Annotated in this window: 13 protein-coding genes, 3 tRNA genes and 1 pseudogene; 2 read left to right on the top strand and 15 right to left on the bottom strand. The window is 65.1% G+C overall.

The annotated features are described in order from the left end of the window. Positions 1-9 precede the first annotated feature (9 nt). From AC1D1Y_RS05500 to AC1D1Y_RS05480, 5 genes are all read right to left on the bottom strand, one after another. Entirely contained in the window at positions 10-2,400 is a 2,391-nt protein-coding gene (locus AC1D1Y_RS05500) for a TonB-dependent siderophore receptor (protein WP_477681462.1), read from the bottom strand. 157 nt (positions 2,401-2,557) lie between these two features. Beyond that, positions 2,558-3,616: a FecR family protein gene (locus tag AC1D1Y_RS05495; RefSeq protein WP_477681461.1), complete on the bottom strand. Its 1,059-nt coding sequence runs from the start codon at positions 3,614-3,616 to the stop codon at positions 2,558-2,560. An 81-nt stretch (positions 3,617-3,697) separates the two neighbouring features. Further along, positions 3,698-4,255, bottom strand: coding sequence for a sigma-70 family RNA polymerase sigma factor (locus AC1D1Y_RS05490; RefSeq protein ID WP_477681460.1), 558 nt, complete (start codon positions 4,253-4,255; stop codon positions 3,698-3,700). Positions 4,256-4,527: 272 nt separating this feature from the next. Next, the gene (locus tag AC1D1Y_RS05485) at positions 4,528-5,658 is read right to left on the bottom strand and encodes an ABC transporter substrate-binding protein (protein WP_477681459.1); all 1,131 of its coding nucleotides are present in this window, start codon (positions 5,656-5,658) and stop codon (positions 4,528-4,530) included. Between the two features lie 41 nt (positions 5,659-5,699). Further along, positions 5,700-6,686 (bottom strand): Bug family tripartite tricarboxylate transporter substrate binding protein, encoded by a 987-nt coding sequence (locus tag AC1D1Y_RS05480; protein ID WP_477681509.1) that lies wholly within the window; start codon positions 6,684-6,686, stop codon positions 5,700-5,702. 196 nt (positions 6,687-6,882) lie between these two features. Between AC1D1Y_RS05480 and AC1D1Y_RS05475 the strand changes: the two are divergent. After that, a pseudogene (locus AC1D1Y_RS05475) lies at positions 6,883-7,070 on the top strand (Lrp/AsnC family transcriptional regulator); the annotation flags it as partial. Between the two features lie 126 nt (positions 7,071-7,196). Here the strand turns inward: AC1D1Y_RS05475 and AC1D1Y_RS05470 are convergent. From AC1D1Y_RS05470 to pip, 10 genes are all read right to left on the bottom strand, one after another. Beyond that, positions 7,197-7,273, bottom strand: a tRNA-Asp gene (locus AC1D1Y_RS05470). 99 nt (positions 7,274-7,372) lie between these two features. Beyond that, positions 7,373-7,448 (bottom strand) — tRNA-Glu (locus tag AC1D1Y_RS05465). A 77-nt stretch (positions 7,449-7,525) separates the two neighbouring features. Next, a tRNA-Ala gene (locus AC1D1Y_RS05460) sits at positions 7,526-7,601 on the bottom strand. 77 nt (positions 7,602-7,678) lie between these two features. After that, positions 7,679-9,073 carry a glutamate--tRNA ligase gene (gene gltX, locus AC1D1Y_RS05455; protein WP_477681458.1) on the bottom strand — a complete coding sequence of 465 codons (1,395 nt, stop codon included), beginning with the start codon at positions 9,071-9,073 and terminating at the stop codon, positions 7,679-7,681. Between the two features lie 8 nt (positions 9,074-9,081). Beyond that, a complete protein-coding gene (locus AC1D1Y_RS05450) occupies positions 9,082-10,296 on the bottom strand; it encodes an O-succinylhomoserine sulfhydrylase (protein ID WP_477676412.1) in 1,215 nt (404 codons plus the stop codon). Positions 10,297-10,298: 2 nt separating this feature from the next. Further along, positions 10,299-11,828, bottom strand: coding sequence for an amidophosphoribosyltransferase (gene purF, locus AC1D1Y_RS05445; protein WP_477681457.1), 1,530 nt, complete (start codon positions 11,826-11,828; stop codon positions 10,299-10,301). Positions 11,829-11,862: 34 nt separating this feature from the next. Next, positions 11,863-12,348: a CvpA family protein gene (locus tag AC1D1Y_RS05440; protein ID WP_477681456.1), complete on the bottom strand. Its 486-nt coding sequence runs from the start codon at positions 12,346-12,348 to the stop codon at positions 11,863-11,865. Between the two features lie 20 nt (positions 12,349-12,368). Then, on the bottom strand, positions 12,369-13,160 hold the full coding sequence (locus tag AC1D1Y_RS05435) for an SPOR domain-containing protein (protein WP_477681455.1): 792 nt from the start codon (positions 13,158-13,160) through the stop codon (positions 12,369-12,371). 91 nt (positions 13,161-13,251) lie between these two features. After that, positions 13,252-14,559 (bottom strand): bifunctional tetrahydrofolate synthase/dihydrofolate synthase, encoded by a 1,308-nt coding sequence (gene folC, locus AC1D1Y_RS05430; RefSeq protein ID WP_477681454.1) that lies wholly within the window; start codon positions 14,557-14,559, stop codon positions 13,252-13,254. Between the two features lie 39 nt (positions 14,560-14,598). Then, entirely contained in the window at positions 14,599-15,531 is a 933-nt protein-coding gene (gene pip / locus AC1D1Y_RS05425; RefSeq protein WP_477681508.1) for a prolyl aminopeptidase, read from the bottom strand. A gap of 163 nt (positions 15,532-15,694) precedes the next feature. On the opposite strand from pip, the gene AC1D1Y_RS05420 reads away from it, so the two are divergent. Continuing rightward, the gene (locus AC1D1Y_RS05420; protein WP_477681453.1) at positions 15,695-16,039 is read left to right on the top strand and encodes an ArsC family reductase; all 345 of its coding nucleotides are present in this window, start codon (positions 15,695-15,697) and stop codon (positions 16,037-16,039) included. Positions 16,040-16,242: the final 203 nt, after the last annotated feature.

The following is a 16,242-nucleotide window of genomic DNA, read 5'->3' as shown; positions in this document are numbered from 1 at the left end:
GCCGCGCTGCTACCACTGGTAGGTCACGGTCGCGGCCATGCTGCGCGCATCACCCCAGTAGCAGTACTGCTGGCTCAGGCACGAAGCCACGTAGCTTTTGTCGAAAAGGTTGTTGACGCTCAGGCGCAGGTTGGCGCCCTTGAACGAGGGGTTCAGCTGGGCCAGGTCGACGCGCAGCATCAGGTCCACCAGCGTGTAGGGCGGCACTTTCATGCTGTTGGCGTTGTCGACCCAGCTGGAGCCCACGTAGCGCACGCCGGCACCCATGGTGTAGCCCGGCGTGAAGTTCCAGTCGCCCCAGACCGAGGCCATGTGGCGCGGCGCCTGGTAGGGCGTGTTGCCGGTGAAGCCGTCCGAGGACTCGGTGAACTTCATGTCGGTGTAGGTGTAGCTGGCGATCACCGATACGCTGCGGCTCAGCTTCGAACGGGCCTCCAGCTCGAGGCCGCGCGAGCGCACCTTGCCCGTGGGCTCATAGTAGAAGACGCCCACCGGACGCGTGGCGACATTTTTTTGCGACAGCTCGTACACCGCCGCCGACAGCAAGGTGTTGGAGTCCTTGGGCTGGTAGCGAATGCCGACCTCCAGCTGTTTTGTCTCGGCGGGTTGCAGGTTGTTGCCCAGCCGGTCGTTGCGCAGGCTGGGGTTGAAGCCGTCGGAGTAGCCCACATAGGGCGCGAGGCCGTTGTCGAACAGGTAGACAACGCCGGCCCGCTTGGTGAACTTGGAGCCGCTCCACTGCGCCGGGGTGCCGGTGCCGTACTGGTTGGAGGCCTTGGCCCAGTCCATGCGGCCGCCCAGGGTGAAGCGCCAGCGGTCCAGTTCGGTCTGGTTTTGCAGGTAGAGGCCCGTCTGTTCAAGCTTCCGGTCTATGGGGTCGCTGGTCACGCCGGTCAGGCCCGGGGCGCCGTAGCTGGGGTTGAGCACATTGATGGGCAGCGCGCTGCCCGATTCCCAGCTGCCGCTGACGCGGCGCTTCTGGTAGTCGAGCCCGGCCAGCACGGTGTGCTTGAGCGAACCGGTCTGGTAGCGGCCCTCGAGCTGGTTGTCTATGGTGTTGCCGCGCGTCGATTCGTTGGCGCCGGAATAAAAGCGGGTCAGCTCGTTGGCGCTGGCCCAGCCAAAGCCGTAGATCTGGCGCAGCGTGGTGTCTGCCCTCACGTGGCGGAAGTTCTGCCGGAACTTCCAGGCGTCGTTGAAGGCGTGCTCGAACTGGTAGCCGAGGAAGCGCTGGTTTCGCTGGTATTTCTCGACGCTGGGATCCCCATCAAAAAAGTAACGCGATATCAGGCGGCCGTTGTGGCCGGCATTGAGGCTGGCGTCCGCCGGCACGCCGCTGTGGTAGCTGCCCTCGGGGTCGTCCTGCAGGTAGGCCTGCAGCAGCAATCGCGTGTCCGTGGACGGGTTGATCGCCAGGGAGGCGGCCAGCGCCTGGCGCTCTTCCTTGACCGTGCTGAACTGCGAGTCGAGCGAGCGCGCCAGCGCCGTCACGCGGAACGCCATCACGCCGTCCTTGTCAATGGGTCCGGAAAGATCGACGGCGGCTTCGCGGCGGTTGCGGTTGCCGACCGTGAGCTGCACTTCACGGTAGGGCTGGTACTGCGGCGTCATGCTGGTCAGCGCCACCAGGCCGCCCGGCGATGCGCGGCCGTACAGCACCGAGGCCGGGCCGCGCACCACGTCGATGCGCTCCAGGAAATACGGGTCGACCTGCATGGAGGTGTAGCTGCCCTGGTCGCTCAGCATGCGCAGGCCGTCGAGCAGCGTGCTGTCCACGCTGCTGTCCTTGAAGCCGCGCAGGGCCACGTAGTCGTAGCGATTGGAGGAACCGACCAGCCCGGTGAAAACGCCGGGTGCGTAATTCAAGGCCTCGGGAACGCTGCGCGGCTTCTGGTCTTCAAGCTGCTGCTTGGTGACCACCGAGATCGACTGGGGCGTCTCGATGATGGGCGTGTCGGTCTTGGAGCCCGAGGCGCTGCGCCTAGCAATATAGCCGTTGCCGCCACTGGTGGCGGTCTCCTCCGCGCCGGCCGTCACGGTGACCACCGGCAAAGTCTGGGCGCCCGGCGTAGCCGAAGCGGCCTTCACGACAAACACATTGCCGTCTATGCTCGCCGCCAAGCCGCTGCCGGCCAGCAGCCGGTCCAGCGCCTGTTGCGGCGTCAACCGGCCGGACACCGCGGGCGCAGTCTTCCCGGCCACCAGCGCGGGCTGCACCATCAATTCGAGCCCGGCCTGCTGCGCCAGGTTGTTGAGCGCCTGGGCCAGGGGCTGCGCCCCCATGCTGATCTGCAGGGGGGTGGCGGCCCGCGCGCCGGCGGCGCTCTGTGAATAAACCACCGGGCTGCCGAGGGCCATAACGAGGGCCAAAGGGGGCAGGTGGAAGCGGGAACGAGGCATGCGTGCAATCTCCGGAAGAAGGGTTAAATGGGGTTCAAATAAGAATCCTTCTCATGTAGACGCATGGGGTTTGGGAAACCCTAGGTCGGGCGCAAAGTTTTTTTTGCGCCGCGAATCGATGGGTTTGATCGCCGGCGAATGGCCGGCTGGTGGCCGGCTAGTGGCCGGCGGAGACGATCTCGGCTTCGCCGTCGCGTTCGCGCAGCCGCACGGGCAGGACCTGCGGCAGGATGCGCGAGAAGTTGTCGAGACGGCGTGGGTCGAAGGTGCCGGTGATGCGCAGCGCGGCGACAGCGGGCTCGCGCACAGTGAGGTTCACCGCGCCGTAGCGGCCGAACTCGGCCAGGGCCTGGTGCAGCGGCGTGTCGTCAAAACTGACGCGGCTTTCGCGCCAGGGCGCGATGCCCGCGGCGGGGACGGCGGACACGGCGCCCAGCAGGCCCGTCATGTCGCTGGCAATCTGCTGGCCGGCGAGGAGTTCAACGCCGGCATCGCCCGCCGAAGACCGTTCGGCGCGCGCCACGCGCACCCGCCCTTCTTCCACGGCAACCTGGACGCCGGCGCGGCCCGGAACGCCGGGTGTGTAGCGCACCGAAAAGCGCGTGCCGACGACGGTGATGCGCAAGGGACCGGCCAGCACGTCGAAGGGTCGCGCCGGATCGCCCTTGACCTGGAACATGGCCTGACCCTGCGGCAGGCGGACCTCGCGGCGCCCGCGGTAAATCGCCACCTCGGCGCTGGTCAAAGTGTCCAGCCTCAGGCGGCTGCCTTCGGGCAAGGTCACCTCAAGCTGCTGGCCGCGCGCGGTGGCAAATGTCTGCGTGAACAGGGCTTGCTGCTGCCACAGGCCCCAGGCCAGGTAGCCGCCGCAGGAGACCATGAGCGCCACGGCGGCCAGTGCGCCTTGCGGCGCCCAGGTGGACAGTTCGCGCCACCAGGGCTGCCGGCGCGGTGCGGCGGCAGCCTTGTCGTCGGCGAGGTTTTGCCTCAGCGTGCGCAGGCCTTCCGCCGGCAGCGCATCAAGCGCGCGCCAGTCGTCCTGGTGGCGCGCGAAGGCCGCGAAGTGGGCGCTATCCGCTGCCAGCCAGGCCTGGAATGCGGCCTCGTCCGCCGCAGCCAGCAGCCCGCCGGCGCGCCGCACGAACCAGTCCAGCGCCGCTTCGTCGGGGTCAGTGGACGGTGCGGCTGGCGGGTGGGCTGGCGGCGGGATGGTCATGATGTGCTTATCGGCTCTTGGATGTAGACGCACGAGCACAGCAAAACCCTAGGCCGGGAAAGTAAGAACGCATACAAAAAGTCATTCGCGGGCAGATTTTCTTCTTCGAAGCTTGGGGGCGGGGGCGGCAACAGGCGTTCCGGCTAGCCCATCCCTGCATCGCCTGCAGGCATCCATGGCCAGTTTGATGTGCTGCTCGACCATCTTGCGCGAGATGCCCATCTGCTCGGCCACCTCCGAATGCGGCAAGCCGTCGAACTTGTGCAGGATAAAGGCCTCGCGGCAGCGCAAAGGCAGGGCATCGATGGCGGCCAGCAAGGCGTTCACTCCCTGCGCTGACGACGCGGCGGCATCGGGCTCAGAGGCCTCCGGTGCCGCGAGATTGTCGAGCTCGGCGGCCGAGGCCTCGGCGTCCGGGTGCAGGGCCTCGCCGCGCACTTCGCTGCGGCGGTGCTGGTCGATCTGCAGGTTGCGCGCCGTGCGGTAAAGCAGCGCGCGCGGCTCGGGCACCGCCTGGCCGGAATGCTGGACCGCCAGGACGCGCGCATAACTCTCCTGCACGACGTCAGCCGCGGCATCGCGGTTGCGCACCGTGCGGGAACAGAAGTTCAGCAGTTCTTGGTAATAGCGCTCAAGCACAGGTCGGTCAATGCCATGGGAAGTGACGAACCCCTCCAAGCGGCAGACGAGATGTGGCGGTGGCTGACCAGGCGCGCGCGTCGTAGATGGGAATTATTCTCATTATGGCCGAAGCGCGTCAATGCGCTCCAGTTCGGGGCGCCTCGTTACCTTTGATACCAGCGCCCTGCCCTGCTGCCAAAATCAAAATCGCATGCGGGTCGCCGGAGTGGCCGGGATTCGAACCCTCGTCCCTCAGCGTGACAGGCGGCTTTTGGCGATTCCCTGGATGTTTACTGCCGGATTCTTCCGTTCCCGCTGATGATGGTCATCTCCACGAAGCGCGAACCATTGCGCATTCCCGGCCGAAATCCGATGACGTATCCTCCGAGGTCAAAGCTTTCCAGTCCATCCAAAGCGGAAGCAAAACCTTCACGGGTCACACGCGCGCCTTGCCGCCGAGCGGCTTCAACGATCACCTTTGCAGCGATGAAGCCTTCCATCATGGCGTAGCTGATCGGAACATCCTGCGCTCCTGCCGTTGCCGCGATGTCGTTGAATTCCTTGGAAAGCCGGTTAGTCATTTTGTAGGGGCTGGGCGTGACCTGGGCGATCGCGATGCCTTGCATCTGCTCTTCTGACAGCCGTTTCGACATCTGCTCAATGTCCGCGCCCGAATGCGCGAACAGTTGGGCCGTTCCCCCGGCTGAACGGTATTTCTCAACAAAGCTGGAAGCAGCGCCGCCACTGGCAATCATGATGATCGCCTGCGGTGCTGCCTGCAGCATGGCGTCGGCGGCGGCGCTCACGCGGCTGGTTCCAACGTCATAACCCGCCGTTTGCACGATCTTGGCCTTGGCATTCGCCGCGGCTTCCTGTGCGGCGGCGATGAGTGGTGCAGCGCCGGCGCCGTTTTCGTAAAACAAGCCAAGCCGGGTGATTCCGACCGTGGCCAGGTGCGCCGTGATTCTCGTAAGTTCGTCCCGCAATGTGGCACGCACGCCGTAAAGTTGTGGAGCGTCCAGATTCAATTCGGTCGCGCGGAAGCCGACCAGCACGATGCGCTCGCGCTCAAAGACGCCCGCGCTGATCAGTTGAGCGATATTGCGGCTTCCAAAGTAGCCGGCAAGCACCACCGGCTTGTCCTCGGCCAGAAGCGCGCGTGTCTGGGTGAGTGTTTCATCGGGTCGCCCGGCGTCGTCGCGGCGGGCCAGGGTGAAGGTGTTTCCGTTGACCCCACCGGCCTTGTTCACAGCGTTGAAATGCAACAGCATGCCGGCCGCGTAGGCGCGGCCCTGGCTCGCGTCGATGCCGGTCAACGGCGCCACCTGGCCGACGACAAGCTGCGCGGCCAGCACGGACGACGTTATGCCGCCTGCGATGACCAAGCCCGCCAGGCGGGCGATCCACTGACCAGTTCTCATTTCCAGTTTCCTTCACGAGGTCCAACCCGCACGTGCAACGCTCAATCGACCCGGATGTTGGAGCGCATAACGACCGCGCGCATGCGGGGGAGTTCGTTTTCAATGCGCGCCGCAACCGCGGAAGCGGGTTCCCAGGCTTGCTCGAGTCCGTTGGCGACGAGCTTGTCGCGGATCTCGGGATCCTTCATGGTGTCGGCCAGCGCCTTCTGCAGTTTGGCTTTCACGTCCGCCGGCAAGCCCTTGGGCGCGGCAATGGCGAGCCAGGAATCGGCCGAGAAGCCGGTGAAGCCGCTCTCCGCAACGGTCGCCACGGTGGGCATTTGTGTCGCGCGGCTCGCGCCGGTGACGGCGATGGCCTTGATCTTCGGCTTCGCCGCCTTCAGCTGCGGCAGCGCCGCTGCGACGGTGTCAATCGCGAACGGGATCTGGCCGGCCATCAAGTCGGTCATTGCCGGCGCGCTGCCCTTGTAAGCGATGTGCTGCAGCTTGATGCCGGCGGTGCTCCAGAGCAATTCGCCGGCGAAGTGTCCCGTGGTACCGTTGCCGAAGGAGCCGTACACGTACTTGTCCGGTGCGCGTTGCACCGCCGCGATCAACTGCTTCAGGTCGTTGATTGGGACATCGACGTTAGCCAGCAAAACCAGGGGAACGCGCGCCACCATCCCGACAGGCTCGAAACTCTTGATCGGGTCGTAAGGCAGCTTGGGCATGAGTGCCGGGTTGACCGTGAAGGTCGATCCCGAGCTGATCAGCAGCGTGTAGCCGTCCGGCGCCGCCTTGGCGACGTATGCGGCACCGACGATGGTGCCGGCGCCCGGGCGATTGTCGATGACCACAGGCTGCCCCAGGCGCTCGCCCAGCTTTTTGGCAACCAGGCGTCCGGCGATGTCGGTGGCGCCACCCGGTGGAAAAGGGATGACCAGTTGGACCGGCTTGGACGGATAGCCCTGCGCGTGGACGCCGGACCAGGGGGCCAGCAAGACCAGCGCCATGGCCAGGAAGAAGCGCTTCTCATACCTTGGTTTCATCATCGCATTGCTCCTCTTTGATACGGCATGGGCCGCGTTGAAAGAAAGTCTATCGCCGAGGCCGTATAACAGGGTTGCAATATGATCGATTTTTTAGATTAAATATTTGAAGAATCCGATAAAAAATTTTCAAAAATTGTTTTAAAAAATAATTTAAAGAAATAAAAATTCGTTTACAGAATGAAACGATTACCCGGTGCCTGACCTGGGCCGGGTCGATCGCACGATCCTGCGCCTGCTCCAGCGCGATGCATCGATCTCCAATGTGGCCCTCTGGTGGCCAAGGTGCACCTGAGCCCCGCTGCCTGCTTGCGCCGCGAGGAGCGCCTGAAATCAATGGGCTCGGTGCAGCGCATCATCGCGCTGCTCAACCCTGTTTCGCTGACCTTGGCATGCAGGTCGTGATCGATGGGTGAGTTCCACTATTTCGTTACCGTCCAAACGCAGGGACACGAAGGCCGAAAACGAAAAAAGGGCCTGCAAGAAATCTTGCAGGCCCTTTTCGGATTTTGGCGGAGTGGACGGGACTCGAACCCGCGACCCCCGGCGTGACAGGCCGGTATTCTAACCAACTGAACTACCACTCCTGGTAGTGACAACATTCGCTCTTTCGAGCCAAGTCGCTGGCCCTTGCGGGACTGCGGTTGTCAACTTGCGCCTTGGGCATCACACGAGGTGATGAATGCTGGCGACCCTAAGGGGATTCGAACCCCTGTAGCCACCGTGAAAGGGTGGTGTCCTAGGCCTCTAGACGATAGGGTCAAAACCTTGGAATTTCCGGACGGGCTTTTGTGATGACACAAAGTCCCGGCTAACTTCAAATTCTTCGCGACAAACTTTGGTGGAGGTAAGCGGGATCGAACCGCTGACCTCTTGCATGCCATGCAAGCGCTCTCCCAGCTGAGCTATACCCCCTTCAAACTATTGCAAGTTGCCCTGCAATTGTGTCGAGCCTTGAATTATAGCCCGAAAATTTGCTCTTTTTCAAATCCTCAGACAAGCTTGAGCCGGGAGACCACATCTTCGCGTTTCATGAGCTCCAGAATCGCGTCGAGTGACGGCGTCTGCGGCGTGCCCATCACGAGCACGCGCACCGGCATCGCGAGCTGCGGCATCTTCAGGCCGGTGTCGGCCAGCACCTGCTTGATGGCCGCGGAAATCGCGGCCTTGTTCCACTCGGCGCTGCCCAAGGCTTCGGCGAGTTTGGCGAGCGCGGGGCGCACGGCATCGGTCACGTGCGTGGCCAGGTCTTCGGCGCCGGGCTGACCGCCGGTGACCAGGCGCTGCAGCCAGCCGGCGAGTTCCACCAGCGTGCTGCAGCGGTCCTTGAAGAGGCCGCAGCCGCGTGCGATCCATGCGGCGTCCTGGCCCGTGACGCCCTGCGCCGCGAGGAAAGGTGTGACCGCTTCGGCGAGCTTGTCGTCGGACATGGCCTTGAGGTGCTGGGCATTGACCCAGCGCAGCTTGGCTTCGTCGAACTGCGCGGCGCTCTTGCCGAGATGGTCGAGGTTGAACCACGAGATGAACTGTTCGCGGCTGAAGATCTCGTCGTCGCCGTGGCTCCAGCCCAGGCGCGCCAGGTAGTTGACCATGGCGTCGGGCAGATAGCCTTCGGCGGCGTACTGCGTGACCGGCTTGGCGCCGTTGCGCTTGCTGAGTTTTTCACCCTGCTCGTTGAGCACGGTCGGCAAATGGGCATAGACCGGCGGCTCCTTGCCCAGGGCCCTGAAGATGTTGATCTGGCGCGGTGTGTTGTTGACGTGGTCGTCGCCGCGTATCACGTGGGTCATCGCCATGTCGATGTCGTCGACCACCACGCAGAAGTTGTAGGTCGGCGTGCCGTCGGGCCGCGCGATGACCAGGTCGTCGAGTTCGTCGTTGCTGATCTCGATGCGGCCCTTGACCTTGTCGTCCCACACCACGCTGCCGCCTTGCGGGTTCATGAAGCGCAGCACCGGCTGCACGCCTTCGGGCACGGGCGGCAGGGTCTTGCCGGGGGCGGGGCGCCAGGTGCCGTCGTAGCGCGGTTTTTCCTTGGCGGCCATCTGCTTTTCGCGCAGGGCGTCGAGCTCGGCCACGCTCATGTAGCAAGGGTAGACCAGGCCGTCTGCGCGCATCTGCGCGAGCACGGCCTTGTAGCGGTCCATGCGCTGCATCTGGAAGAACGGGCCCTCGTCGTGGTTCAGGCCCAGCCAGCGCATACCTTCGATGATGACGTCGACGGCCTCCTGGCTGGAGCGCTCCACGTCGGTGTCCTCGATGCGCAGGATGAAGTCGCCGCCAGTGGCGCGGGCAAAGGCCCACGGGTAGAGCGCTGAGCGGATGTTGCCGAGGTGGATGAAGCCGGTCGGTGAAGGGGCGAAGCGGGTGCGGGTCTTTTGCGTCATGGGAACTGTCATGCGATGAGGCTGAGGCCGCGGGAAAGGTCGGCCTTGATGTCGTCCACGTGGTCCAGCCCGACGGCCACGCGCACCAGGCCCTGGCCTATGCCGGCGGCCTGGCGCTGCTCTTCGCTGAGGCGCCCGTGCGAGGTGGTGGCCGAGTGGCTGATGATGGTTTTGGTGTCGCCCAGGTTGGTGGCGATGCTGAGTACCTGCGTGCTGTTGATCACCTGGAAGGCATTGGCGCGCGCCGTTTCCGGCGTGTCGCCGCGCACGTCGAAGGACAGCACCGCGCCGCCCAGGCCGGACTGCTGGCGCATGGCCAGTTCGTGCTGCGGATGCGATGCCAGGCCCGGGTAGTACACACGCTTCACGGCGGGCTGTGTCTCCAGCCATTTCGCAACGGCCAGCGCGTTGGCGCTCTGGGCCTGCATGCGGATGCTCAATGTCTCCAGCCCCTTGAGCACCACCCAGGCGTTGAAGGGCGCCAGCGTCATGCCGGCGGTGCGCACGATGGGCCCGAACACGTCGACGATCAGCTTGGACGGGCCGCAGAGCGCGCCCGCCATCACGCGGCCCTGGCCGTCCAGGTATTTGGTGCCCGAATGCATGATGAGGTCGGCGCCGAATTCCACCGGGCGTTGCAGCGCCGGCGAGCAAAAGCAGTTGTCAACGGCCAGCAAGGCGCCCACGCTGTGCGCCAGGTCGGCCAGCGCCCGGATGTCGCAGACCTCCGTCAGCGGGTTAGTCGGCGTTTCGGCGAACAGCAGCTTGGTGCCGGGACGCAAGGCGGCCTTCCACTCGCTGATGTCGGTCTGCGAGACAAAGGTGGTCTCAACGCCGAACTTGCCGAACTCGCGGCCTATCAGCGCAATCGTCGAGCCGAACATAGAGCGCGAGCAGATCACGTGGTCGCCGGCCTTGAGCAGGCCCATGCACATCATGAGGATGGCGCCCATGCCGGTAGAGGCGCCAATGGCAGCTTCCGTGCCCTCAAGCGCGGCGAGGCGGCGCTCGAAACTCGTGACCGTGGGGTTGGAGGTACGGCCGTAGGTGTAGCCTTCCGTCGGATCGGCAAAGCGCCGCGCCGAGGTCTCGGCATCGGGCTGCACAAAACCGCTGGTCAGGTACAGCGCTTCGGAGTTTTCGCCGTGCTGGCTGGGCTCCAGCGCCACGCGCACGGCCAGCGTGTCGCGGTGCAGGTTGTCGGGCAGTTTTCTTTTTGTCATGCTCAGGCTTCTTGCGGATTGGGCAGCGCCAGGCGGGACACATCGACGTCGCTGTCCTCGCCGATCTTCTCGGCGGTGTCGGCGCGCTGGGAGTTCATCGCGGCAATGGTTTCGGCCGTGACGTCGCCGGTGATGTAGACGCCGTCGAAGCAGGAAGCGTCAAAGCCGTCGAGCTTGCCGTTGAGCGAGCCGATGGCGCGTTTCATGCCCTCGACGTCCTGGTAGATCAGCGCGTCGCAGCCTATGACTTCACGGATTTCCTCGATGGTGCGGCCGTGCGCCACGAGTTCGCCGGGCGTAGGCATGTCGATGCCGTAGACGTTGGGAAAGCGCACGGGCGGCGCGGCGCTGGCCAGGTAGACCTTTTTGGCGCCGGCGTCGCGCGCCATCTGCACGATTTCGCGGCTGGTGGTACCGCGCACGATGGAGTCGTCGACCAGTAGCACGTTGCGGCCCTTGAACTCGCTGGCGATCACGTTGAGCTTCTGGCGCACGGATTTCTTGCGCACGCCCTGCCCCGGCATGATGAAGGTGCGGCCCACGTAGCGGTTCTTGACGAAGCCCTCGCGGTAGGGAATGCCCAGCAGGTGCGCCAGTTGCGTGGCGCTGGGGCGGCTGGATTCCGGGATCGGGATGATCACGTCGATCTCGCTGGGCGGCACGGTGGAGACCACGCGCTTGGCCAGCGTCTCGCCGAGGTTCAGGCGCGCCTGGTAGACCGAGATGCCGTCCAGCACTGAGTCGGGGCGTGCCAGGTAGACGAATTCAAAGATACAGGGGTTGAGCTTTGCATTCGGCGCGCACTGCTCGGCGTGCACCACGCCTTCCATGTCCACGTACACGGCCTCGCCCGGCGCGATGTCGCGCTCGAACTGGTGCGAGGTGCCTTCCAGGGCCACCGATTCGCTGGCCACCATGACGGTGTCGCCACTTTCGTTCTGGCCGCGGCCTATGCACAGCGGGCGGATGCCAAAGGGGTCGCGGAAGGCCAGCAGGCCGTGGCCGGCGATCAGCGCGACGACGGCGTAGGAGCCCTTCACGCGCTTGTGCACGCCGCGCACGGCGGCGAACACGTCGACGGGTTTGAGCGGCAGGCCGCGCGTGGTTTTTTCAAGCTCATGCGCCAGCACGTTGAGCAGCACTTCGGAGTCGCTGTCGGTGTTGATGTGGCGGTGGTCGGTATTGAAGAGCTCGGCCTTGAGTTCGGCCGCGTTGGTCAGGTTGCCGTTGTGCGAGAGCACCAGGCCGAAAGGCGCGTTGACGTAAAAAGGCTGGGCCTCGTCTTCGCTGTAGGCGTTGCCAGCCGTCGGGTAGCGCACCTGGCCCAAGCCCACCGTGCCCGGCAGCGCGCGCATGTTGCGGGTGCGGAACACGTCGCGCACCATGCCCTTGGCCTTGTGCATGTAGAACTTGCGCCCCTGCTGCGTGACGATGCCCGCCGCATCCTGGCCGCGGTGCTGCAGCAGCAGCAGGCCGTCATAGATGAGCTGGTTGACGGGGGCTTTGCTGACGACGCCGACTATCCCGCACATGGTGTTCCGATCATGATGAGTTGACTCTTCAAAGTTAGGTTAAATATTTCGCAAACTGTTCGGGCAACACCGGCTTCAGGGCTTTGAGCGTGGCCGCCAACACCGGCGCGCCCTTTGATTCCCGCCACCAGTCGCTGGTTTTCAGCGCCGTCATGTCGATCACGACGGTCGCGGCCAGCAACAAAATCACGCCGCGCAGCACACCAAACGCGGCGCCCAGCACGCGGTCAATGGGCGCCAAGCCGACGGCGGCCACCAGCTTCTTGACCAAAAACGCCAGCAGCCCCGCCGCGAACACCGAGGCGATGAAGATCAGCACAAAGGCCGCCGCATAGCGCACCGGGTCGGCCGCCGACTGCAGCGGCAGCCGGGTGGCCAGGTCAGGCGCAAACCATTGCGCCACAAAAAACGACACGACCCAGCCCAGCACCGACAACACCTCGTACACCAACCCGCGCCATGCGCCCAGCAGCATGGAAAAAACCAGCACTCCCAGCAAAATCCAGTCAACAGCCGTCACGAGTCAAGCAGCTACGTTACTTACAAGGTCAGGATGGCGGCCGGTAAATCAAGGCTCTTGATTTTTCCGGCCGCTTTTTCAGCCTCGGCCTTGGTGGCGAACGGCCCCACACGGACCCGTATGCGCTTGCCGTCCTTGGTTTCTGCGACTTGCGTATAGGTTTTCAGCCCGGCTTTTTCGAGCTTCAGGCGCGCCTCGCGCGCTTTGGCGACGTCGGCAAAGGCGCCCACCTGCACCACCAGCCGGCCTTCGGCCTCGGCGGCGGCCGGTTTGGCGGCGGCCGGCGGCGTGCTGCCGTTGAGCAGCGCGCTGGCGCGGGCGGCATCGGCATTGGCCACGGGTTTGGGTTCAGGCTTAACGGGCGGCTTGGGCTCAGGTTTGGCCGCAGGTTTTACCTCGGGCTTGGCTTCGGGTTTGACAGCCGGCGCAGACGCTGCAGCGGCAGGTTTGGACGGCAGGATTTCTTCCTTGGGCGCCAGGCTCGCGGCTGCGGCCACTTTGTCAGCGGGCGCGGGAGGCGTGGGAGCAGGTGCCGTCGGCGCGGGGGCCGTGGCGGTCGGCGCTGCCGGCACGGCAAGCGGCTTGACCGTACCCTTGCCGGGAATTTCGATGGGGATGTCGACCGGGATGGGCCGGGGCTGGGTGTCGAACAGCAGGGGGAAACCCACCACGCCGATCAGCACCAGCACGGCCGAGCCGATCAGGCGGTGCTTGGCGCGCTTGCGCATCACTTCCACGCTTTCCGGTTGAGCGGCTGGCCCGGCGTTGGGGGCAGTGCTGGAGCCGCCCCGGCGGAAGTTGAAAAACGGCATGGTGTGGCTTGAATCCGATAAGGGGTGACGTTAGCGGTGAACGTGGGCTCCAGGCCCTGCGGAACACCCGGCCGGGCCGGTGTGTACTGCTTCAGCTGGCCAGGTGCGGGGCCGAAAGACGCGGCACGCCGTCCTTCAAAATACCGCCCACCGTGTAGAACGAGCCGAACACAACGATTCTATCAGCGGGGGTTGCGGCCTTGACCGCCGCCTGCAGCGCCGCTTCGGGGGACGGATGGGTGCTGGAGGTGGCGTCGGGCCGGGTGTTGGCCGCCGTCCAACGCGCCTGCAAATCCGCCGCCGTGGCGGCCCGCGGCGTCGGCAGGTCGGTGAAATACCACTTGTCGATGAGCGGCGCGACGCGCGCCAGCATGGGCGCGAGGTCCTTGTCGGCCATGGCGCCGAACACCGCATGGGTGCAGGGGTAAAAACCCATGGCGTCGAGGTTTTCGGCCAGCGCGGCCACCGAATGTGGGTTGTGCGCCACGTCCAGCACCAGCGTGGGCTGGCCGGGCACGATCTGGAAGCGCCCCGGCAGTTCGACCATGGACAGGCCGTTGCGCACCGCCTGGGCCGTGACCGGCAGGCGGTCGCGCAGCGCCGTCAGCGCCGCCAGCACACCCGAGGCATTGACCAGCTGGTTGGCGCCGCGCAGCGCCGGGTAGGCCAGGCCCGCATACCGGCGCCCGCGGCCGGCCCAGCCCCACTGCTGCTTGTCGCCCGAAAAATTGAAGTCCGTGCCAAAGCGCCACAAATCGGCGCCCACCGCGGCGGCATGGTCCACCACGCTTTGCGGCGGCACCGGGTCGCTCACGATGACCGGCTTGCCGGCGCGCATGATGCCGGCTTTTTCGCGGCCTATGCTTTCGCGGTCCGGTCCCAGGTACTCCATGTGGTCCAGGTCTATGCTGGTGATCACCGCGCAGTCGGCGTCCAGCATGTTGACAGCATCCAGCCGCCCGCCCAGGCCGACTTCGAGGATGACGACGTCCAGCTTCGCATCCGCCAGCAGTTGCAGGATGGCCAGGGTGGTGAATTCGAAATAGGTCAGCGAAATCGCCTCGCCCTGCGTGCGGGCCGCCTCGACGCGCGCGAACTGTTTCACCAGGTCGGCGGCGCTGACGATATCGCCGCGCACACGGCAGCGCTCTTCAAAATGCACCAGGTGCGGCGAGGTGAAAACGCCGGTGCGGTAGCCGGCCTCCAGCAAGATGGCCTCGAGCATCGCGCAGGTCGAGCCTTTGCCGTTGGTGCCGGCCACCGTGATGATGGGGCAGTCAAAGGCCAGGCCCATGCGTTTGGCGACGGCGCTGACACGCGTCAGGCCCATGTCTATGCCGACAGGGTGCAGGTGCTCGCAGTAGGCCAGCCAATCTTCAAGAGTGTTGAGGTTTTGCATACAGGCCCGAATTGTCGCGCACGGGCCAAAACCTTGGGCTCAGCGGGCAAAGCGATCGGTTGCGGCGACTAATCTATGCAGGATGCCAGGCTCGCTAAAGGCATGGCCGGCATCGGCGACCAGCTGGAAATCGGCCTCGGGCCAGGCGCGGTGCAAGTCCCAGGCGGTTTTGGCCGGCGTGGCCACGTCGTAGCGGCCCTGCACGATCACGCCGGGAATCCCGGCCAGCTTGTGCGCATCGCGGATCAGCTGGCCGTCTTCGAGCCAGCCGGCGTGCACGAAATAATGGTTTTCGATGCGCGCGAAGGCCAGCGCGAAATCATCGTCGCCGTGCAGCGCGGTGAAAGCCGGGTCCGGCAGCAGCGTGATGGTCTGGCCTTCCCAGAGGCTCCAGGCGCGGGCGGCCGCCAGTTGCGCCGCCCTGTCGCTGCCGACCAGGCGTTTGCGGTAGGCGGCCATCAGGTCGCCGCGTTCGGCTTCAGGAATCGGCGCGAGAAAGCTCTCCCACAGGTCGGGGAACAGCCAGGAGGCCCCTTCCTGGTAGTACCACAGCACCTCGGCTCGCCGCAACGCGAAGATGCCGCGCACAATCAGTTCGGACACCCGGGCCGGGTGGGTTTGCGCATAGGCCAGCGCCAGCGTGCTGCCCCAAGAGCCGCCGAACACCAGCCAGCGCTCCACGCCCAGCAGGCTGCGCAGCCGTTCGATGTCGGCCACCAGGTGCCAGGTCGTGTTGTTGTCCAGCGAGGCGCTGGGGCGCGAGCGGCCGCAGCCGCGCTGGTCGAACAGCAGCACGCAGTAGCGCTCGGGGTCGAACAGGCGGCGATGCTCGGGCGWGCAGCCCGCGCCGGGGCCGCCGTGCAGGAAGACCGCCGGCTTGCCCTTGGGATTGCCGCACAGCTCCCAGTAGACCGAGTGGCCGTCGCCGGTTTCCAGGACGCCGGTGCGAAAGGGCTCGATGGGCGGGTACAAGACGGTTTGGGATGAATCGGTGGGTGTGGCCGAGGCAGCAGTCATGAAGGGAGGATCCGTGAAATGTTGAGGCGAACAGGGGGTGGCCGGATGGCCAGCGTCGTTTGATTATTCCAGCCTCTCACGCCGCAGGTGCAGCCGCTGCATCTGCCAGAATCACCGCATGATCATCCTCTACGGCATCCCCAATTGCGACACGGTCAAAAAAGCCCGTGGCTGGCTCACCGAGCACGGCGTCGAGCACCAGTTCCATGATTTCAAAAAACAGGGCGTGCCGCCCGAACAGCTGGCGCGCTGGGCCCAGGCCGCCGGCTGGGAAACACTGCTCAACCGCAAGGGCACGACCTGGCGCAAGCTGGATGCGGCAACCCAGGCCGGCGCGCACGACAGCGCGAGCGCCCAGGCCCTGATGCTCGCCAACCCCAGCGTCATCAAGCGCCCCGTGGTGGACTGGGGCAAGGGCATCACCGTCGGCTTTGATGCCGCGGCCTGGGCGGCGCGAGTTTGAGCCTGCGGCGCAAATGTTGCGCCCCTCCCGAAAACAGGTGCTTTTTCACGTTTTTTGCCTATGGAGACCATGCTTTACTGTCTTCAGGCAGCTTTACCGTCGATTTACCGAACTCCGAGCCCCAAAACGGCTCTGACTTACTAAAATCGCAGTAGCCGCCAGCGCCGCTGCCCGCACCCCGGGCAGCACCACCAGGCGGCGCA

Source organism: Polaromonas sp. P1_G1 (assembly GCF_056405595.1).
Note: the sequence above shows the minus strand (reverse complement) of the source record. Positions and strands in the feature narration are given on the sequence as shown.

Excerpts from the sequence above, each read along its gene's own strand:
- AC1D1Y_RS05500 (WP_477681462.1), bottom strand. The coding sequence starts at position 2,400 with ATGCCTCGTTCCCGCTTCCACCTGCCCCCTTTGGCCCTCGTTATGGCC.
- AC1D1Y_RS05495 (WP_477681461.1), bottom strand. The coding sequence starts at position 3,616 with ATGACCATCCCGCCGCCAGCCCACCCGCCAGCCGCACCGTCCACTGAC.
- AC1D1Y_RS05485 (WP_477681459.1), bottom strand. The coding sequence starts at position 5,658 with ATGAGAACTGGTCAGTGGATCGCCCGCCTGGCGGGCTTGGTCATCGCA.
- AC1D1Y_RS05480 (WP_477681509.1), bottom strand. The coding sequence starts at position 6,686 with ATGAAACCAAGGTATGAGAAGCGCTTCTTCCTGGCCATGGCGCTGGTC.
- gltX (WP_477681458.1), bottom strand. The coding sequence starts at position 9,073 with ATGACGCAAAAGACCCGCACCCGCTTCGCCCCTTCACCGACCGGCTTC.
- AC1D1Y_RS05450 (WP_477676412.1), bottom strand. The coding sequence starts at position 10,296 with ATGACAAAAAGAAAACTGCCCGACAACCTGCACCGCGACACGCTGGCC.
- purF (WP_477681457.1), bottom strand. The coding sequence starts at position 11,828 with ATGTGCGGGATAGTCGGCGTCGTCAGCAAAGCCCCCGTCAACCAGCTC.
- AC1D1Y_RS05435 (WP_477681455.1), bottom strand. The coding sequence starts at position 13,160 with ATGCCGTTTTTCAACTTCCGCCGGGGCGGCTCCAGCACTGCCCCCAAC.
- folC (WP_477681454.1), bottom strand. The coding sequence starts at position 14,559 with ATGCAAAACCTCAACACTCTTGAAGATTGGCTGGCCTACTGCGAGCAC.
- AC1D1Y_RS05420 (WP_477681453.1), top strand. The coding sequence starts at position 15,695 with ATGATCATCCTCTACGGCATCCCCAATTGCGACACGGTCAAAAAAGCC.